We start from the raw sequence: 15,662 nt of genomic DNA on the forward strand, positions 1-15,662 counted from the left end.
AACCGGCCGTCGCTCAGCGTCCGCCGGTGATATCGAGCGTGGTGCCGGTCGTGTAGGAGGCCTCGTCGGACAATAGCCACAAGATGCCGCGGGCGACCTCTTCCGCAGTGCCCTCACGCTTCATTGGGAGGCTGTCGCGCACCGCTGCAACGCGGCCGGGCTCGCCGCCCGAGGCATGAATGTCCGTATCGATGATGCCAGGCCGCACACCGTTGACCCGAATGCCCTCGGCAGCCACCTCGAGCGCGAGGCCTTTCGTCATCGTGTCTATCGCACCCTTGGAAGCCGCATAATCGACATACCAGTTCGCCGATCCAAGCCGTGCTGCCGCCGAGGAAAGATTGACGATCGCACCGCCCCGTCCGCCATGTTTCGTCGACATGCGCTTGACGGCCTCACGCGCGCAGAGAAAGGCGCCCGTGATGTTGATGCGGAACATCCGCTCCAGACGATCGGCCGAAATTTCATCGAGTCGCGCCATCCGATCGACGACACCGGCATTGTTGACAAGCGCATCCAGCCGACCGAAGCGATCATCGACGGCCTGGAACATCGCCAGTACGTCACGCTCGACGCCGACGTCGCCAGCAATGGCGAACGCATCGCCGCCCGCCGTCTGGATATCCGCCACGACGGCCTCGGCGGCTGGCCGATTGGTAACGTAGTTGACCGCAACACGATATCCGCGTTGTCCCGCCAGCCGGGAAACCGCAGCCCCGATCCCGCGGCTGCCTCCGGTCACCAGCAATGTGCGCGCCGTCGCAATCATGCCTTCATTCCTGGCTTGCTGACGATCAGAGATCGAGGACGAGGCGCTCGGGGTCTTCAAGGCTCTCCTTGACACGCACGAGGAAGGTGACGGCCTCCTTGCCGTCGACGATCCGGTGATCGTAGGATAAGGCGAGATACATCATCGGCCGGATCACGACCTGCCCATTGAGCGCGATGGGCCGCTCCTGGATCTTGTGCATGCCGAGAATGCCGGACTGCGGCGCGTTCAGGATCGGCGATGACATCAGCGATCCGTAGACGCCGCCATTCGATATGGTGAAGGTGCCGCCCTGCATGTCGGCCATGCCGAGCTTGCCGTCGCGCGCTGCCACACCGAGCCTGCCGATCTCCTTTTCGACTTCGGCGATCGACATCTGATCGGCATCGCGCACGACGGGCACCACCAGTCCCTTGTCGGTACCGACGGCAACGCCGATATGGCAGAAGTTCTTGAAGATGATGTCGGTGCCGTCGATTTCGGCATTGACCGACGGAATCTCCTTCAGCGCATGCGTGACGGCCTTGGTGAAGAAGCCCATGAAGCCAAGCTTCACACCGTGCTTCTTCTCGAAGATGTCCTTGTATTTCTTGCGCATTTCCATAACGGCCGTCATGTCCACCTCGTTATAGGTGGTCAGCATGGCCGCGGTGTTCTGGGCGTCCTTCAGGCGCTTTGCGATGGTCTGGCGCAGACGGGTCATCTTCACCCGCTCCTCTCGCGCCTCATCGTCGGCAGGCGCTGCGGCCCGCGGTGCCCTGGGCGCGTCATCGGCCGATGCCGACGGACCCTTGGCAATGGCATCGAGCACGTCGCCCTTGAGGATCTGGCCACGCTTGCCCGAGCCCTCGACCCGGTCGGCCGAGACCTTGTTCTCGGCCATCAGCTTGCTGGCTGACGGAGCGGGCGGCATATCGCCTTCGGATTTTTCCTTCGCCGGCTTGTCGGCCGGTTGAGAAGCAGTCGGCTCGCTGGCTTTCGTCTCCGCGTCGTCGCCCTTCTTTGCGGGAGCGGGAGCCGCACCCTGGCCGGCTTCGATCTGACCGAGCAGAGCGTTCACCTCCACGGTCTCGCCTTCCTTGGCGAGAATCTCCGACAAGGTGCCGGCCGCCGGGGCGGGGACCTCGATGGTGACCTTGTCGGTCTCGAGCTCGACCAGCGGCTCGTCGGCGGAGATCGCATCGCCAACCTTCTTGAACCAGGTGCCGATGGTTGCTTCGGAAACGGATTCGCCCAGTGTCGGGACGCGGATTTCGGTGGCCATTGGTCTCAGCTTTTCGTTCGGGTGGCGTTAGGAGTGACGGGCGCCCGGCTAGCTGCCGAGCGCATCTTCGAGGAAGGAGTCGAGCTGCGCTTTGTGCTTGGACATCAGGCCGGTTGCCGGTGATGCCGATGCCGGGCGGCCCGTGTAGCGCACGCGCTGATACTTGGCGTCGATATGCGCCAGGACCCATTCGAGATAAGGGTCGATGAAGGACCAGGCGCCCATGTTCTTGGGCTCTTCCTGGCACCACACCATCTCCGCATTGCGGAAGCGCGACAGTTCATTGATCAGTGCCTTTGCGGGGAACGGATAGAGCTGCTCCAGACGCAGAAGGTACACATCGTCGATGCCGCGTGACTCGCGCTCCTCGTAAAGGTCGTAATAGACCTTGCCCGAGCACATCACGACGCGACGAATCTTGTTGTCCTTCTGGAGCTTGATCGGCTCGTTCTTGAGGACTTCCGCATCGTCCCACAACAGCCGATGGAAAGACGTCTCGCCCGCCAGTTCCGACAGCGTGGAAACGGCGCGCTTGTGACGCAGCAGCGATTTCGGCGTCATGATGATCAGCGGCTTGCGGAAATCGCGCTTCATCTGCCGCCGCAGGATGTGAAAGTAGTTGGCCGGTGTCGTGCAGTGAGCCACCTGCATGTTGTCTTCCGCGCACAGCTGCAGCCAGCGCTCGAGGCGCGCCGAGGAGTGCTCCGGCCCTTGGCCTTCATAGCCGTGCGGCAGCAGGCAGACGAGACCAGACATGCGCAGCCACTTGCGCTCGCCCGATGAGATGAACTGGTCGAAGACGACCTGGGCGCCATTGGCGAAGTCGCCGAACTGCGCTTCCCACAGCGTCAGCGCGTTCGGCTCCGACAGCGAATAGCCATACTCAAAGCCGAGGACGGCTTCCTCCGACAGCATGGAGTTGATCACCTCGTAGAGCTGCTGGCCCTTGGCGAGGTTGTTGAGAGGGATATAGCGGTCTTCGCTTTCCTGGTCGTAGAGCACCGAATGGCGCTGCGAGAACGTTCCGCGTTCCACGTCCTGGCCGGAAAGACGGACCGGGTGCCCTTCGAGCAGCAGGGAGCCGAATGCCATCGCTTCGGCGGTCGCCCAGTCGATGCCCTCGCCGCTCTCGATCATCTTGGCGCGGTTCTGCATGAAGCGCTGGATCGTCCGGTGCGCCTTGAACCCTTCCGGCACTTCCGAAAGCTTGCGCCCCATTTCCTTCAGAGACTTGGTCGTCAGCGCCGTCTTGCCGCGCCGCTGCTCGTCCTGATTGTCCGCCACCCGCATGCCCGACCATACACCGTCGAGCCAGTCGGCCTTGTTCGGCTTGTAGGATTGGCCGCTCTCGAATTCCTGTTCCAGATGCGCGCGCCAATCGGCCTTCATCTTCTCGAAGGTGCCGAGTTCGATGAGGCCCTCGTCGATCAGCTTCTTGGAGTAGACCTGCACCACCGTCTCGTGGCTGCGGATCTTCTTGTACATCTTCGGCTGGGTGAACGCCGGCTCGTCGCCCTCATTGTGGCCGAATCGGCGATAGCAGAACATGTCGATGACGACGGGCTTGTGGAACTTCATGCGAAATTCCATGGCGATCTTGGTCGCGTAGGTGACCGCTTCCGGGTCGTCCCCATTGACGTGGAAGATCGGCGCCTCGATCATTTTCGCCACATCGGACGGATAAGGCGACGAGCGCTGGAAACGCGGGTTCGTCGTGAAGCCGATCTGGTTGTTGATGATGAAATGCACCGTCCCCGCGACCCTGTGTCCGCGAAGACCCGACAGGCCGAAACATTCCGCAACAACGCCCTGACCTGCGAAGGCCGCGTCACCATGCAGAAGCAGAGGCAGGACCTGCGAGCGCGTCGAGAGCGGCACGATCTCCTCGCGCGGCTGGCCGGCGAGCTGGTCCTGCTTGGCGCGGGCCTTGCCCATCACGACCGGATTGACGATCTCCAGATGCGACGGGTTGGCAGTCAGCGACAGGTGGACCTTGTTGCCGTCGAATTCACGGTCCGAAGAGGCGCCGAGGTGATACTTCACATCGCCAGAACCTTCCACATCGTCGGGCGCGAACGAGCCGCCCTTGAACTCGTGGAAGATCGCCCGATGCGGCTTGTTCATCACCTGCGAGAGAACATTGAGCCGGCCACGGTGGGCCATGCCGAGCACGATCTCCTTGAGGCCCATCTGGCCACCGCGCTTGATGATCTGCTCCAGCGCCGGGATCAGCGACTCGCCGCCATCGAGGCCGAAGCGCTTGGTGCCCTTGTACTTGACGTCGATGAACTGCTCGAAGCCTTCCGACTCGATCAGCTTCTGCAGGATCGCCATCTTGCCTTTCGGCGTGAACTCGACACCCTTGTCCGGCCCTTCGATCCGCTCCTGAATCCACGACTTTTCTTCGGGATTTGAGATGTGCATGAACTCGACGCCGATGGTCGAGCAATAGGTCCGCTTGAGAATGTCGAGCATCTCGCGGATCGTCGCGTATTCCAGACCAAGGACGTTGTCGAGGAAGATGCGGCGGTCGAAATCGGTCTCCTCGAAGCCATAGGCTTCCGGCGACAGCTCGTTATAGTCCTCGCGCTCCTCCGCGATGCCGAGCGGGTCAAGCTTGGCATGCAGGTGTCCACGCATGCGATAGGCGCGGATCATCATGATGGCGCGCACGGAATCGCGCGTGGCGCGCAGCACTTCCTCGCTCGACATCTGTGCTTCGCCTGCCGCCGCGCCGTTGGCGGACTTGGCCGAGATCTTCTTTTCCAGGTGCTTCTCGACTGCGCCCCAATCACCGTCAAGCGCCGATACGAGTTCGCCATTGGCCGGGATCGGCCAGTTCTTGCGCTTCCAGGATGCTCCGCTTGCGGCCTTCCTGACATTGTCGGCGTCCTCGTCGAGGCCGCCGAAAAATGCCTGCCATTCCTCCGGCACCGAAGCCGGCGCGTCCTGATAGCGGGCGTAGAGCTCCTCGATATACTGGGCGTTTCCACCGTAGAGGAAGGAGGTCATTTGGAAGGTGTCGTTGGCGTCTTGCCTGGCCATTGTCCGCTGCGGAGGATTGCTCCGCCTCCTGAATTCATTTCGGTATCGCTACCGTTCCACTTTTGGCCGGTGAATGTGCCTACCGGAAGGCATGACGGCCGGCCCGAAGGCCGGCCGCTCGATCGTCTCAACCCTTGAGGACTTCCACGAGGGTCTTGCCGAGTTGGGCCGGCGATGGCGACACGCGAATTCCCGCTGCCTCCATCGCGGCGATCTTGTCGTCGGCCCCACCCTTGCCGCCGGAAATCACCGCGCCGGCGTGGCCCATTGTGCGTCCGGGAGGGGCGGTGCGTCCTGCGATGAAGCCGACCATGGGCTTCTTGCGGCCCTTCGCCGCCTCGTCCTTGAGGAATTGCGCCGCATCCTCTTCAGCCGAGCCACCGATTTCGCCGATCATGATGATCGACTGCGTCTCGTCGTCGGCGAGGAACATCTCCAGCATATCGATGAACTCGGTGCCCTTGACCGGGTCGCCGCCAATGCCGACCGCGGTCGATTGACCAAGGCCTTCATTCGTCGTCTGGAAAACCGCCTCGTAGGTCAGCGTCCCCGACCGCGACAGGATGCCCACCGAGCCCTTCTTGAAGATCGAACCCGGCATGATGCCGATCTTGCATTCGTCCGGCGTGAGCACACCGGGGCAGTTCGGGCCGATAAGGCGCGAACTGGACTTTTCCAGCCGCGACTTGACCCGGATCATGTCGGTGACCGGAATGCCTTCGGTGATGCAGACGATCAGCGGGATTTCGGCCTCGATGGCTTCGACGATCGCATCGGCAGCGCCAGCCGGCGGCACGTAGATGACCGAGGCGTTGGCACCGGTCTTCTCCTTGCCCTCGGCGACCGACGAGAAGATCGGCAGATCGCGACCGGCGCCATCGACCTGTCCGGTCCACGTCTCGCCACCCTTCTTCGGGTGGATTCCGCCGACCATCTTCGTGTCGTGATAGGCAAGCGCCTGTTCCGTATGAAAAGTCCCGGTCTTGCCGGTCAGGCCCTGAACGAGAACCTTGGTGTCCTTGTTGACGAGAATCGACATTCGGTTCAGGCCCCCTTCACAGCGTTTACGATCTTCTGCGCCGCATCGTCGAGATCGTCGGCCGAGATGACATTGAGACCGCTTTCGTCGATGATCTTCTTGCCGAGTTCGACATTCGTGCCTTCCAGGCGGACCACAAGCGGAACCTTCAGGCCCACCTCCTTGACTGCGGCAATCACACCTTCGGCGATGACATCGCAGCGCATGATGCCCCCGAAAATGTTCACGAGGATGCCCTGCACCGCAGGGTCCGCGGTGATGATCTTGAACGCCGCCGTAACCTTTTCCTTGGAAGCACCGCCTCCAACGTCGAGAAAGTTTGCCGGCTCAGCACCATAGAGCTTGATGATGTCCATCGTCGCCATGGCGAGCCCGGCACCATTGACCATGCAGCCGATGTTACCGTCGAGCGCGACATAGGCGAGATCGTGCTTGGACGCTTCGATTTCCTTGGCGTCTTCCTCGGTTTCGTCACGCAGTTCGCGGATGTCGTCGTGGCGGAAGAGCGCATTGCTGTCGAAAGACACCTTGGCGTCCAGAACGCGGAGCCGGCCGTCTTCCATCACGATCAGCGGGTTGACCTCAAGCAGGCTCATGTCCTTGTCCATGAAGGCCTTGTAGAGGATCGGGAAGAGCGCCATGCCGTCGGCGCGCGCCTCGTCCTTAAGTTCCAGCGCATCGCAAAGCGTCTTGCCGTCTTCTTCGGTTACGCCCGCTTCCGGATCGATCGGCAGGGTGAGGATCTTCTCCGGCGTTTCCTCTGCGACCGCCTCGATGTCCATTCCGCCTTCGGTGGAGACGACGAAAGCAGGCCGGCCGACCGTCCGATCGACCAGTATCGAAAGGTAAAGTTCACGCGCGATGTCGGCGCCGTCCTCGATGTAGAGGCGGTTCACGACCTTGCCCTCAGGGCCGGTCTGCTTGGTAACGAGCGTATTGCCGAGCATTTCTTTCGCGTGGGCAACAACCTCTTCCGGCGACCGCGCGAGGCGGACACCGCCCTTGGCGTCTTCGGGAAGTTCCTTGAACTTGCCCTTGCCGCGACCGCCGGCATGAATCTGGCTCTTGACCACATAAAGCGGTCCCGGAAGCTTTGCGGCCCATTCTTCCGCCTGCTCCGGCGAATAGACGGCCACACCTTCGGCAATCGGCGCACCGAAGCCGCCGAGTAGGCGCTTGGCCTGGTATTCGTGAATGTTCATCGCTTGGAAGTCCCCAGTTGAAAGGCAGGCGAATTATTTCAGGCTCGGCGCAATGTTGCGGCAGGCCTCGCAAAGCCCGGCGACGCTTTCGACAGACTTGTCGAAGGCCTTCTGCTCGGTCTTGTTGAGCTCGATCTCGATAATTCGTTCGATGCCTTCTGCGCCAATGACCGTCGGCACGCCGACATACATGTCGTTGACGCCGTACTGACCGGAAAGGTGCGCCGCGCAGGGCAGCACCCGCTTCTTGTCCTTCAGATAGGATTCAGCCATGACGATCGCAGCCGCCGCAGGCGCGTAATAGGCCGAACCACTCTTGAGCAGGCCGACGATCTCTGCGCCACCGTCGCGGGTGCGCTGGATGATCTCTTCGAGACGCTCCTTCGTGCACCAGCCCATCTTGACGAGATCGGGCAGCGGGATACCGCCAACGGTCGAATAGCGGGCCAGCGGCACCATGGTGTCGCCGTGGCCGCCGAGCACGAACGCGTTGACGTCCTCGACCGATACGTTGAATTCTTCGGCGAGGAAGTAGCGGAAACGCGCGGAATCCAACACGCCTGCCATGCCAACGACCTTCGTTTTGGGAAGGCCGGAGAATTTCTGCAGCGCCCAGACCATCGCGTCGAGCGGATTGGTGATGCAGATGACGAACGCGTCGGGAGCATACTTCTTGATGCCGGCGCCGACCTGCTCCATCACCTTGAGATTGATTTCCAGAAGATCGTCGCGGCTCATGCCCGGCTTGCGCGGCACACCGGCGGTGACGATGCAGACATTGGCACCTTCGATCGCGGAATAGTCGTTAGCGCCCTGGAATTTGGCGTCGAAGCCATCGACGGGAGACGATTCCGCGATGTCGAGGCCTTTGCCCTGCGGGATGCCTTCCGCGATGTCGAAGAGAACGACGTCGCCCAACTCTTTCAGCCCTGCCAGATGCGCGAGGGTGCCGCCAATCATGCCGGAACCGATGAGTGCGATTTTATTGCGCGCCATAGATGCGTTTCCTCTGTCGTCAAGCATATCGGGGCCCGATCGCCCCAAAAATTCTTGCCCGTCGGGATAGACGCATGCCTTGCATTTGGCAACTTAAACTTTGCCTGCCAGCAAATTCAAACGGTTAGATTATCCGTGAGTTACGTAAACGTCAAAGTTTCAAACAGAATTCGACGACGCTTCCGTCGATTTCTTCTCGCTTTCCTTGATGTAGTCGGCGCTCTGCATCTCCATCAGCCGTGAGGCCGTGCGTTCAAATTCGAAACCCTCCGTACCCGACTTTTCAGCGTAGAGCGCTTCAGGCGCCGCGGCGGCAAGCATGAAGGCGCGACGACGCGCATCGTAAAGCGTATCGACGAGCATGATGAACCGCTTGGCCTCATTGCGCCGGCTCCTGGAGAGCACAGGTATGTCCTCGATGAACACTGTATCGAATTGCGCCGCGATGCGCCCGTAATCGGAAGCTCCGAGCGGCTGGGCGCAGAGGTCATCGAAAGTGAAACGGGCCGATCCGTTCGCAGCTTTCGGCACCACGATCTCGCGCCCTCGATGGGCGATCGTCCGCCGCGCCACGGTTTCTCCGGCGATCTCCTCACGCCATGCCTTTTCGAACGTCGCCCGCGCCTTGGCATCGACCGGGTGGAGGTAGACAGGTTGCCGCTCCAGTTTCTCGAGGCGATAATCGGTACGCGCGTCCAGGCTGACGATCTTGGTATACGTCTTCAGAAGATCGATGAACGGCGTGAACAGCTGCCGGTTGAGTCCATCCTTGTAAAGATCATCCGGGGCCACGTTGGAGGTGGCGATCAAGACTGCGCCGCGCTCGAAGAGCTGCGTGAAGAGGCGCGACAGAATCATCGCATCGGTGATGTCGGTCACTGAGAATTCGTCGAAACACAGCACCCAAGCCTCGTCGTAAAGTGCAGCGGCGACAGGCGGGATCGGATCATCCTGCTTCGTTTCCCCCCGCTTCAGAGCTGCCCGATGCGCATGGATACGTTCATGCACATCGGCCATGAAGTCGTGGAAATGAACGCGCCGCTTCCGCTTTGCCGGCACGGCATGGAAGAAGAGATCCATCAGCATCGTCTTGCCACGGCCGACGGCGCCATGGACATAGAGCCCCTTGACCCGCGACTTCCCGTCCCCGCGCCGCTTCTTGGCGAAGAGCCAGCCGAGCGCACTGGATTTGGACGCCATCCGTCGATCGCGGATGTCGTGGATCACGCGGTCAAGTTCGCTCGCCAGCGCTTCCTGGGCCGGGTCGCGCTCGATGCGCTCGGAGCGGACCATGGCCTCGTAACGCTGAGCGACGCTGGCGAATTCCTTGGTGTCCATGTCTGGCCCTGGTCAGCCCGCAAACGGGGCATGGAAAAGCACCACGCCCAGCTGTTTTCTGGTGTTGACGAAAGCGGAGCCTGCCCGCGCGCAGCCCTTGGCTGTCAGGATCAACGGCTGAGCGTGATCGAGCCGCCGGCAGCGAGCGAGCCCTGATAGCGCTCGGGTGCAGCCTGGTAGAGCTGTGCCACCTGATTTCCGTCACGGTCGTTGAGAACGACCTGATTTCCCGAAACGTTCCAGGACGCGATGTTGGCGGCCGGGCCCGGGCAGCGCAGCGATGCGGCGCGATAGCCTCCGGTCCATTGCGTGAGCGACAGCGCCAACTGGCAGTTACCCCCCGCAACCGCCGTCTGCCACGTGCCGAGCAGCGCTTCGCGCGTGATGTCCGGCGCGCTGGCGGCTGCCATCTCGAAAGCCTGCTGATCGCCTGCATTGTCCTGCGCGGCCGGGGCATCGGGGAAATCACTGCCGCTGGCAGGCGGCAATTGACTGCCCTGCACGCCACCGACGGGCGCCGGCGTCAAGGGCTCGGGCGTGGTCGGCACCGCAGTCGGGCTCATGGGTCCAACCGAAGTCCGCTGGCAGCCTGTCACGGCAAGCGCAACGAGCGCGATCGTGACTGCGTGAGAAATGCGCATCAATAAACTCCTTGAAACCCTTTGCTTTTGCCGCAGGGACAAGTTCCAAAAGGCCATAAAATGGCGAGAAGTCGGAAATAGCAAGCGTGGACGTGATTTGCACGCCCTGCGGTGCAGATTTTCAACACCACGGCAGGTATCGTCGCCGAATGCACGGACTGGGACCGCTAAGCTACTTGGCGGCCACACCCATCATGGCCGCATCGCCCCAAAGACGCTCGATCTGCGCATCGCGGCCGCATGCCTGCCGGTAGAAGCGGTAGCGCACCGGATTCTTCTTGTAATAGTCCTGATGATACGTCTCGGCCGGCCAGAACGTCTCGCCGCTCACGATTTCGGTGACGATATCATCGCCGAGAGCCTTCTCGGCGGCCGCGCGGGACTGCTCGGCCGTCGCCGCCTGCTGCGCATCAACCGCATAGACAGCGGTGGTATAGCTGTGGCCGCGATCGCAGAACTGCCCGCCACCATCGGTGGGATCGACGGTACGCCAGAACGTCTCAAGCAGCGTCGCATAATCCGTCTGCGCCGGATCGAAGGTGATCTTCACCGCTTCGCGATGTCCTGCGGCGGTATGATCCTGATAGGTCGGGTTGTCGTTGTTGCCGCCGATATAACCCGACACGGTATCGGTGACGCCCTTCACCTTGTCGAAATCGGCCTCGACACACCAGAAGCACCCGCCAGCGAAGATCGCCGTGCTCTTTGCATCCTGGGCACCTGCTGGCTGGACGACAGTCAGGCTCGACAAAAGAAGAATGGCAAGGCCGGCGCTGCGCATTATCTGAAACCTCCATGATCCGTTTGGAACGTATCGCGACCGCTGCGAGTTTCAATTCAATGCTTTGCACGTCACCGTGATACCGCATCGAACCGTGCCCGGTGGGCCGGTTACGCTTCTGCGGCGTTCAGACGATCGAGAAACAACCAACGAAAGGATTCGACATGAAAAGACACGCTACAGCGAAATGGCAGGGAGCGCTTGGAGATGGCAAGGGCTCGATCGACAGTCAGAGCGGCGCGCTGTCCGCCACGCCGTATTCTTTCAAGGCGCGCTTTGAGGATGAGAGCGGAAAGGCCGGCACCAATCCGGAGGAGCTGATGGCAGCGGCGCACGCGGGCTGCTTCGCCATGCAGCTTTCGCACTTCCTCGCCGAGAACGGGACGCCTGCAGAAGAACTCGATGCAAAGGCTGTCGTCAACGTGCAGGAGGCCTCCGCTGGCGGTTTCGAAATCACCGAAAGCGCACTCACACTGACTGGCAAGGTGCCTGGAATCTCGGAAGAAGATTTCAAGAAACTCGCCAATCAGGCCAAGGAGAACTGTCCGGTGTCGAAAGCCTACGGCTCCATCAAGGTGACCTTGGACGCCAAGCTCTCCTAGATCGGGGATTCTATGGGGCGGCTCGGGTCAACCCGGCCGCCCCGTTCCATCCGCCATCGAAAGACGTTCACGGGTGATGACCCGCGCGATCGCCTCCGTGGACGTCCGTTCCTCTTCAGCCCGCCGGAAGATCGTCGCGAGCGTTTCCGGGATAGCCCTTACGGACGAGAAGACCCGGTCCCGATCGTACCCGCCGGAAGCCAACTCACCGGCGACATTGAGCAGCCCGCCGGCATTGATCACATAGTCGGGCGCATAGAGGATGCCAGCCTCGGCGAGGCGTTCGGCATCGGCGACGGTTGCAAGCTGATTGTTGGCGGCGCCGGCTACGATCTGCGCCCGCACCATTGGAATGGACTGTGCATTGAGCCCGCCGCCGAGCGCGCAAGGTGCAAGCACATCGGCCTCCATCGCCAAGATGTCATCCGGTTCGGCAAGCCTGGCACCCCACGCCTTGACTGCGCGGTCCACTCGCTCGGGATCGATGTCAGAAACGATGAGCCGCGCCCCCTCGTCAACCAACAGGCGTGCGACCTCTACGCCGACCGCGCCCAACCCTTGAACGGCGACCGTCAGGCCGTCGACGCTCTCCTTGCCGAGCCGATGGCGCACCGAAGACTTGATACCGAGGAACACGCCAAACGCGGTAACGGGGGACGGATTCTTGCTGCCGCCCCGCGTGGTGCCCAGAACATTGGGGGTGCGGGCCTTGAGGTAGTCGGCATCGGCCAGCGTCAGTCCGACATCCTCGGCGGTGAAATACCGCTCAGCCACCAGGCCAAGCATTTCGGCATAGGCATCGAACAGTTCTGTCGTCTTTTGCCGCTTGGGGTTGGCGATGATGACGGCCTTCCCGCCACCATGCGGAAGGCCGGCCACAGCTGCCTTATGCGTCATGCCTTCCGAAAGCCGCAAGACGTCGGCAAGCGCGTCATCGAAGTGCGGATGCGCCCAGATGCGCGTCCCGCCGATCGCCGGCCCAAGACGGGTCGAGTGGATCGCGATAATCGCCGTCAGACCGCGCTCGTCGTCCCGCCCCAGAAGCACGGTCTCGTGCCCGGCATAGGCGTGGTGGCGGGCCGCTGACGCGGTGATGTCCTCGACGATCAAGGTCGAGTCCGCGGCAACCCGGTTTCGTGCAACGCTGGAGATGGCACCTGCCATGACAATCCTCCCGAAAGTTCTCCTCGGGAGCAAGAATAGCCTCAACGCGCAGGAATGAGTTGTCCAATAGGCCGCTTGAAGAGACGGAAAGCTGCCGTCGACCGCCAATTGGCGGGCGAAAGTTTCGTGCACCCGTTCACGAGCGCGTAGATGAGAATTGAACCGCCTTCAGACCCGGCGCTCCACCATCATCTTCTTGATTTCGGCGATGGCCTTGGCGGGGTTAAGACCTTTCGGGCACGTCTGCGCGCAGTTCATGATGGTGTGGCAGCGATAGAGCCGGAAAGGATCTTCCAGATTGTCGAGACGTTCGCCGGTCGCCTCGTCACGCGAATCGATCAGCCAGCGATAGGCCTGAAGCAATACGGCCGGTCCCAGATAGCGCTCACCATTCCACCAGTAGCTGGGGCAAGAGGTCGAGCAGCAGGCACAGAGGATGCATTCGTAAAGGCCGTCGAGCTTGGCGCGATCCTCACGACTTTGCTTCCATTCCTTGGCCGGTGTCGGCGATACCGTCTGCAGCCAGGGCTCGATCGAGCGGTGCTGCGCGTAGAAATTGGTCAGATCCGGTATCAGATCCTTGACGACGGGCAGGTGAGGCAGCGGGTAGATCTTGACGGCGCCATCGATCTCGTCGGCGCCTTTGGTGCAGGCCAGCGTATTGGTCCCGTCGATGTTCATCGCGCATGAGCCGCAAATGCCCTCGCGGCAGGACCGCCGCAGCGTCAGCGTCGGGTCGATCTTGTTCTTGATCCACAAGAGTGCGTCCAGAACCATCGGCCCGCAATCGTCGACATCGACGTAATAGGTATCGATGCGCGGATTATCGTCGTCATCCGGCGACCAGCGATAAATCCGGTACTCGCGGATATTCTCCGCGCCCTCCGGCTTCGACCACGTCTTGCCTTCGGTCACCTGCGAGTTTTTGGGGAGTGCCAGTTCAACCATGTCGGTCTTTCTTCCAGATCAATAGACCCGCGCTTTCGGCGCGATCTTCTCCAGCGCGATGCCTTCGGCCAGAAGTTCGGTGTGGACCGGGCGATAGTCGAGCTTCACCGCCCCCTTCGCATCCACCCATGCCAGCGTGTGCTTGCGCCAGTTCTCGTCGTCACGGCCGGCGAATTCGCCGTCCTTGTAGTCCTCGCGGGCATGGGCGCCACGACTTTCCTTGCGCGCCTCTGCACCCACCACGGTCGTGATGGCGCTGGCCATGAGGTTTTCCAGCTCCAGCGTCTCGACAAGATCGGAGTTCCAGATCATCGACCGATCGGTGACCTTGAGGTTGGGCAGCTCGCCGTAAAGATCCGCCATGCGCTGGCAGCCCGATTCCAGAGATTCCTGGGTGCGGAAGACGGCAGCATCCTCCTGCATGATCTTCTGCATGCGATCGCGCACCTCGGCCGTCGGTGCGCTGCCATTGGCGTGCCGCAGGCGATCGAAGCGATCCATGATCCTGTCGCAAGCCGCTTCGTCCAGCGACGGGATCTCCGAGGCACGGTCGATGACTTCGCCTGCACGGATCGCCGCCGCGCGACCAAAGACCACGAGGTCGATCAGCGAATTCGAGCCGAGACGGTTCGCCCCATGCACCGAAGCGCATCCAGCTTCGCCGACAGCCATCAGCCCGGGTGCGATCCGCTCTGGGTTGGCGCCGTCGGCATTCAATACCTCTCCCCAGTAATTGGTGGGAATGCCGCCCATGTTGTAGTGGACCGTCGGCAGAACCGGGATCGGCTCCTTCGTCACGTCCACGCCGGCGAAAATCTTGGCACTCTCTGAAATGCCGGGCAAACGTTCGTGCAGCACAGCCGGATCCAGATGATCGAGGTGCAGATAGATGTGATCCTTGCTCTTGCCGACGCCGCGGCCCTCTCGGATTTCCATCGTCATGCAACGCGAGACGACGTCACGGGAGGCAAGGTCCTTGGCGGAGGGAGCATAGCGCTCCATGAAGCGCTCGCCCTCGGAATTGACCAGATACCCGCCCTCGCCGCGCGCGCCTTCGGTAATCAGGCAACCAGCACCATAGATGCCCGTCGGGTGAAACTGGACGAACTCCATGTCCTGCAGCGGCAACCCGGCCCGCGCGATCATGCCGTTTCCGTCGCCGGTACAGGTATGCGCGCTCGTCGCCGAGAAATACGCGCGGCCATAGCCGCCCGTGGCCAGCACGACCATCTTGGCGGAGAAGCGGTGAATCGTGCCGTCGTCGAGGTTCCACGCAACGACGCCGGTGCACACGCCATCGGCCGACATGATCAGGTCGATGGCGAAATACTCGATGAAGAATTCCGCATTGTTCTTCAGCGATTGACCGTAGAGGGTATGGAGTATCGCATGCCCCGTCCTGTCGGCCGCCGCGCATGTACGCTGGACCGGCGGGCCTTCGCCGTAATTCTGCATATGCCCGCCGAACGGGCGCTGATAAATCCGGCCATCCTCGGTGCGCGAGAACGGAACGCCATAGTGCTCCAGTTCGTAAACCGCCTTCGGCGCTTCCATGGCGAGGTACTGCATGGCGTCGACATCGCCGAGCCAGTCCGATCCCTTGACGGTATCGTACATGTGCCACTGCCAGGAATCGGGCGTCATGTTCTTGAGACTGGCGGCGATACCACCTTGCGCCGCCACGGTGTGAGAGCGGGTCGGGAACACCTTGGTGATGCACGCCGTCTTCAGTCCCTGCTCGGCCATGCCGAGCGTCGCACGCAAGCCCGCACCGCCCGCACCAACCACGACGACGTCGAAAGCGTGGTCGACATACTCGTAGGCGCGGCCATTGACGGCGGACGCGCCGTTATTGCTATCAGCCATTGCTGGT

At 61.7% G+C, this 15,662-nt stretch carries 13 protein-coding genes; 1 reads left to right on the forward strand and 12 read right to left on the reverse strand.

Going from position 1 to position 15,662, the window contains the following annotated elements:
* Positions 1 to 13: 13 nt before the first annotated feature.
* The 9 genes from CN673_RS13620 to msrA form a co-directional block, all read right to left on the reverse strand.
* Entirely contained in the window at positions 14 to 769 is a 756-nt protein-coding gene (locus tag CN673_RS13620; protein ID WP_099866934.1) for an SDR family oxidoreductase, read from the reverse strand.
* 25 nt (positions 770 to 794) lie between these two features.
* Complete coding sequence (gene odhB / locus CN673_RS13625; RefSeq protein WP_099866935.1) at positions 795 to 2,033, reverse strand: 2-oxoglutarate dehydrogenase complex dihydrolipoyllysine-residue succinyltransferase; 1,239 nt, start codon at positions 2,031 to 2,033, stop codon at positions 795 to 797.
* A gap of 48 nt (positions 2,034 to 2,081) precedes the next feature.
* The gene (locus tag CN673_RS13630; RefSeq protein WP_099866936.1) at positions 2,082 to 5,078 is read right to left on the reverse strand and encodes a 2-oxoglutarate dehydrogenase E1 component; all 2,997 of its coding nucleotides are present in this window, start codon (positions 5,076 to 5,078) and stop codon (positions 2,082 to 2,084) included.
* 127 nt (positions 5,079 to 5,205) lie between these two features.
* On the reverse strand, positions 5,206 to 6,117 hold the full coding sequence (gene sucD, locus CN673_RS13635) for a succinate--CoA ligase subunit alpha (protein ID WP_099866937.1): 912 nt from the start codon (positions 6,115 to 6,117) through the stop codon (positions 5,206 to 5,208).
* Between the two features lie 5 nt (positions 6,118 to 6,122).
* Positions 6,123 to 7,319 (reverse strand): ADP-forming succinate--CoA ligase subunit beta, encoded by a 1,197-nt coding sequence (sucC, locus tag CN673_RS13640; protein WP_099866938.1) that lies wholly within the window; start codon positions 7,317 to 7,319, stop codon positions 6,123 to 6,125.
* A gap of 33 nt (positions 7,320 to 7,352) precedes the next feature.
* Positions 7,353 to 8,315, reverse strand: a complete 963-nt coding sequence (mdh, locus tag CN673_RS13645) for a malate dehydrogenase (protein WP_099866939.1) — start codon at positions 8,313 to 8,315, stop codon at positions 7,353 to 7,355.
* Positions 8,316 to 8,474: 159 nt separating this feature from the next.
* Complete coding sequence (zapE, locus tag CN673_RS13650; protein ID WP_099866940.1) at positions 8,475 to 9,653, reverse strand: cell division protein ZapE; 1,179 nt, start codon at positions 9,651 to 9,653, stop codon at positions 8,475 to 8,477.
* Positions 9,654 to 9,763: 110 nt separating this feature from the next.
* Positions 9,764 to 10,294: a protease inhibitor Inh/omp19 family protein gene (locus CN673_RS13655; RefSeq protein WP_157928900.1), complete on the reverse strand. Its 531-nt coding sequence runs from the start codon at positions 10,292 to 10,294 to the stop codon at positions 9,764 to 9,766.
* A 172-nt stretch (positions 10,295 to 10,466) separates the two neighbouring features.
* On the reverse strand, positions 10,467 to 11,075 hold the full coding sequence (msrA, locus tag CN673_RS13660; protein ID WP_099866942.1) for a peptide-methionine (S)-S-oxide reductase MsrA: 609 nt from the start codon (positions 11,073 to 11,075) through the stop codon (positions 10,467 to 10,469).
* A 164-nt stretch (positions 11,076 to 11,239) separates the two neighbouring features.
* On the opposite strand from msrA, the gene CN673_RS13665 reads away from it, so the two are divergent.
* Entirely contained in the window at positions 11,240 to 11,677 is a 438-nt protein-coding gene (locus tag CN673_RS13665; RefSeq protein WP_099866943.1) for an OsmC family protein, read from the forward strand.
* Between the two features lie 27 nt (positions 11,678 to 11,704).
* Here CN673_RS13665 and CN673_RS13670 read toward each other — a convergent pair whose 3' ends face one another.
* From CN673_RS13670 to sdhA, 3 genes are all read right to left on the reverse strand, one after another.
* Positions 11,705 to 12,841 (reverse strand): Leu/Phe/Val dehydrogenase, encoded by a 1,137-nt coding sequence (locus CN673_RS13670; RefSeq protein WP_099866944.1) that lies wholly within the window; start codon positions 12,839 to 12,841, stop codon positions 11,705 to 11,707.
* Between the two features lie 168 nt (positions 12,842 to 13,009).
* Entirely contained in the window at positions 13,010 to 13,789 is a 780-nt protein-coding gene (locus CN673_RS13675) for a succinate dehydrogenase iron-sulfur subunit (protein ID WP_099866945.1), read from the reverse strand.
* A gap of 18 nt (positions 13,790 to 13,807) precedes the next feature.
* A complete protein-coding gene (gene sdhA, locus CN673_RS13680; RefSeq protein WP_099866946.1) occupies positions 13,808 to 15,655 on the reverse strand; it encodes a succinate dehydrogenase flavoprotein subunit in 1,848 nt (615 codons plus the stop codon).
* Between the last annotated feature and the right edge of the window lie 7 nt (positions 15,656 to 15,662).

This window comes from Neopararhizobium haloflavum (genome assembly GCF_002750855.1).
GTDB classification, from domain to species: domain Bacteria; phylum Pseudomonadota; class Alphaproteobacteria; order Rhizobiales; family Rhizobiaceae; genus Georhizobium; species Georhizobium haloflavum.

Coding starts and splice junctions, on each gene's coding strand:
- zapE (WP_099866940.1), bottom strand. CDS start 9,653: ATGGACACCAAGGAATTCGCCAGCGTCGCTCAGCGTTACGAGGCCATG.
- CN673_RS13620 (WP_099866934.1), bottom strand. CDS start 769: ATGATTGCGACGGCGCGCACATTGCTGGTGACCGGAGGCAGCCGCGGG.
- odhB (WP_099866935.1), bottom strand. CDS start 2,033: ATGGCCACCGAAATCCGCGTCCCGACACTGGGCGAATCCGTTTCCGAA.
- CN673_RS13630 (WP_099866936.1), bottom strand. CDS start 5,078: ATGGCCAGGCAAGACGCCAACGACACCTTCCAAATGACCTCCTTCCTC.
- CN673_RS13670 (WP_099866944.1), bottom strand. CDS start 12,841: ATGGCAGGTGCCATCTCCAGCGTTGCACGAAACCGGGTTGCCGCGGAC.
- CN673_RS13675 (WP_099866945.1), bottom strand. CDS start 13,789: ATGGTTGAACTGGCACTCCCCAAAAACTCGCAGGTGACCGAAGGCAAG.
- sucC (WP_099866938.1), bottom strand. CDS start 7,319: ATGAACATTCACGAATACCAGGCCAAGCGCCTACTCGGCGGCTTCGGT.
- CN673_RS13665 (WP_099866943.1), top strand. CDS start 11,240: ATGAAAAGACACGCTACAGCGAAATGGCAGGGAGCGCTTGGAGATGGC.
- mdh (WP_099866939.1), bottom strand. CDS start 8,315: ATGGCGCGCAATAAAATCGCACTCATCGGTTCCGGCATGATTGGCGGC.
- sdhA (WP_099866946.1), bottom strand. CDS start 15,655: ATGGCTGATAGCAATAACGGCGCGTCCGCCGTCAATGGCCGCGCCTAC.
- sucD (WP_099866937.1), bottom strand. CDS start 6,117: ATGTCGATTCTCGTCAACAAGGACACCAAGGTTCTCGTTCAGGGCCTG.
- CN673_RS13655 (WP_157928900.1), bottom strand. CDS start 10,294: ATGCGCATTTCTCACGCAGTCACGATCGCGCTCGTTGCGCTTGCCGTG.
- msrA (WP_099866942.1), bottom strand. CDS start 11,075: ATGCGCAGCGCCGGCCTTGCCATTCTTCTTTTGTCGAGCCTGACTGTC.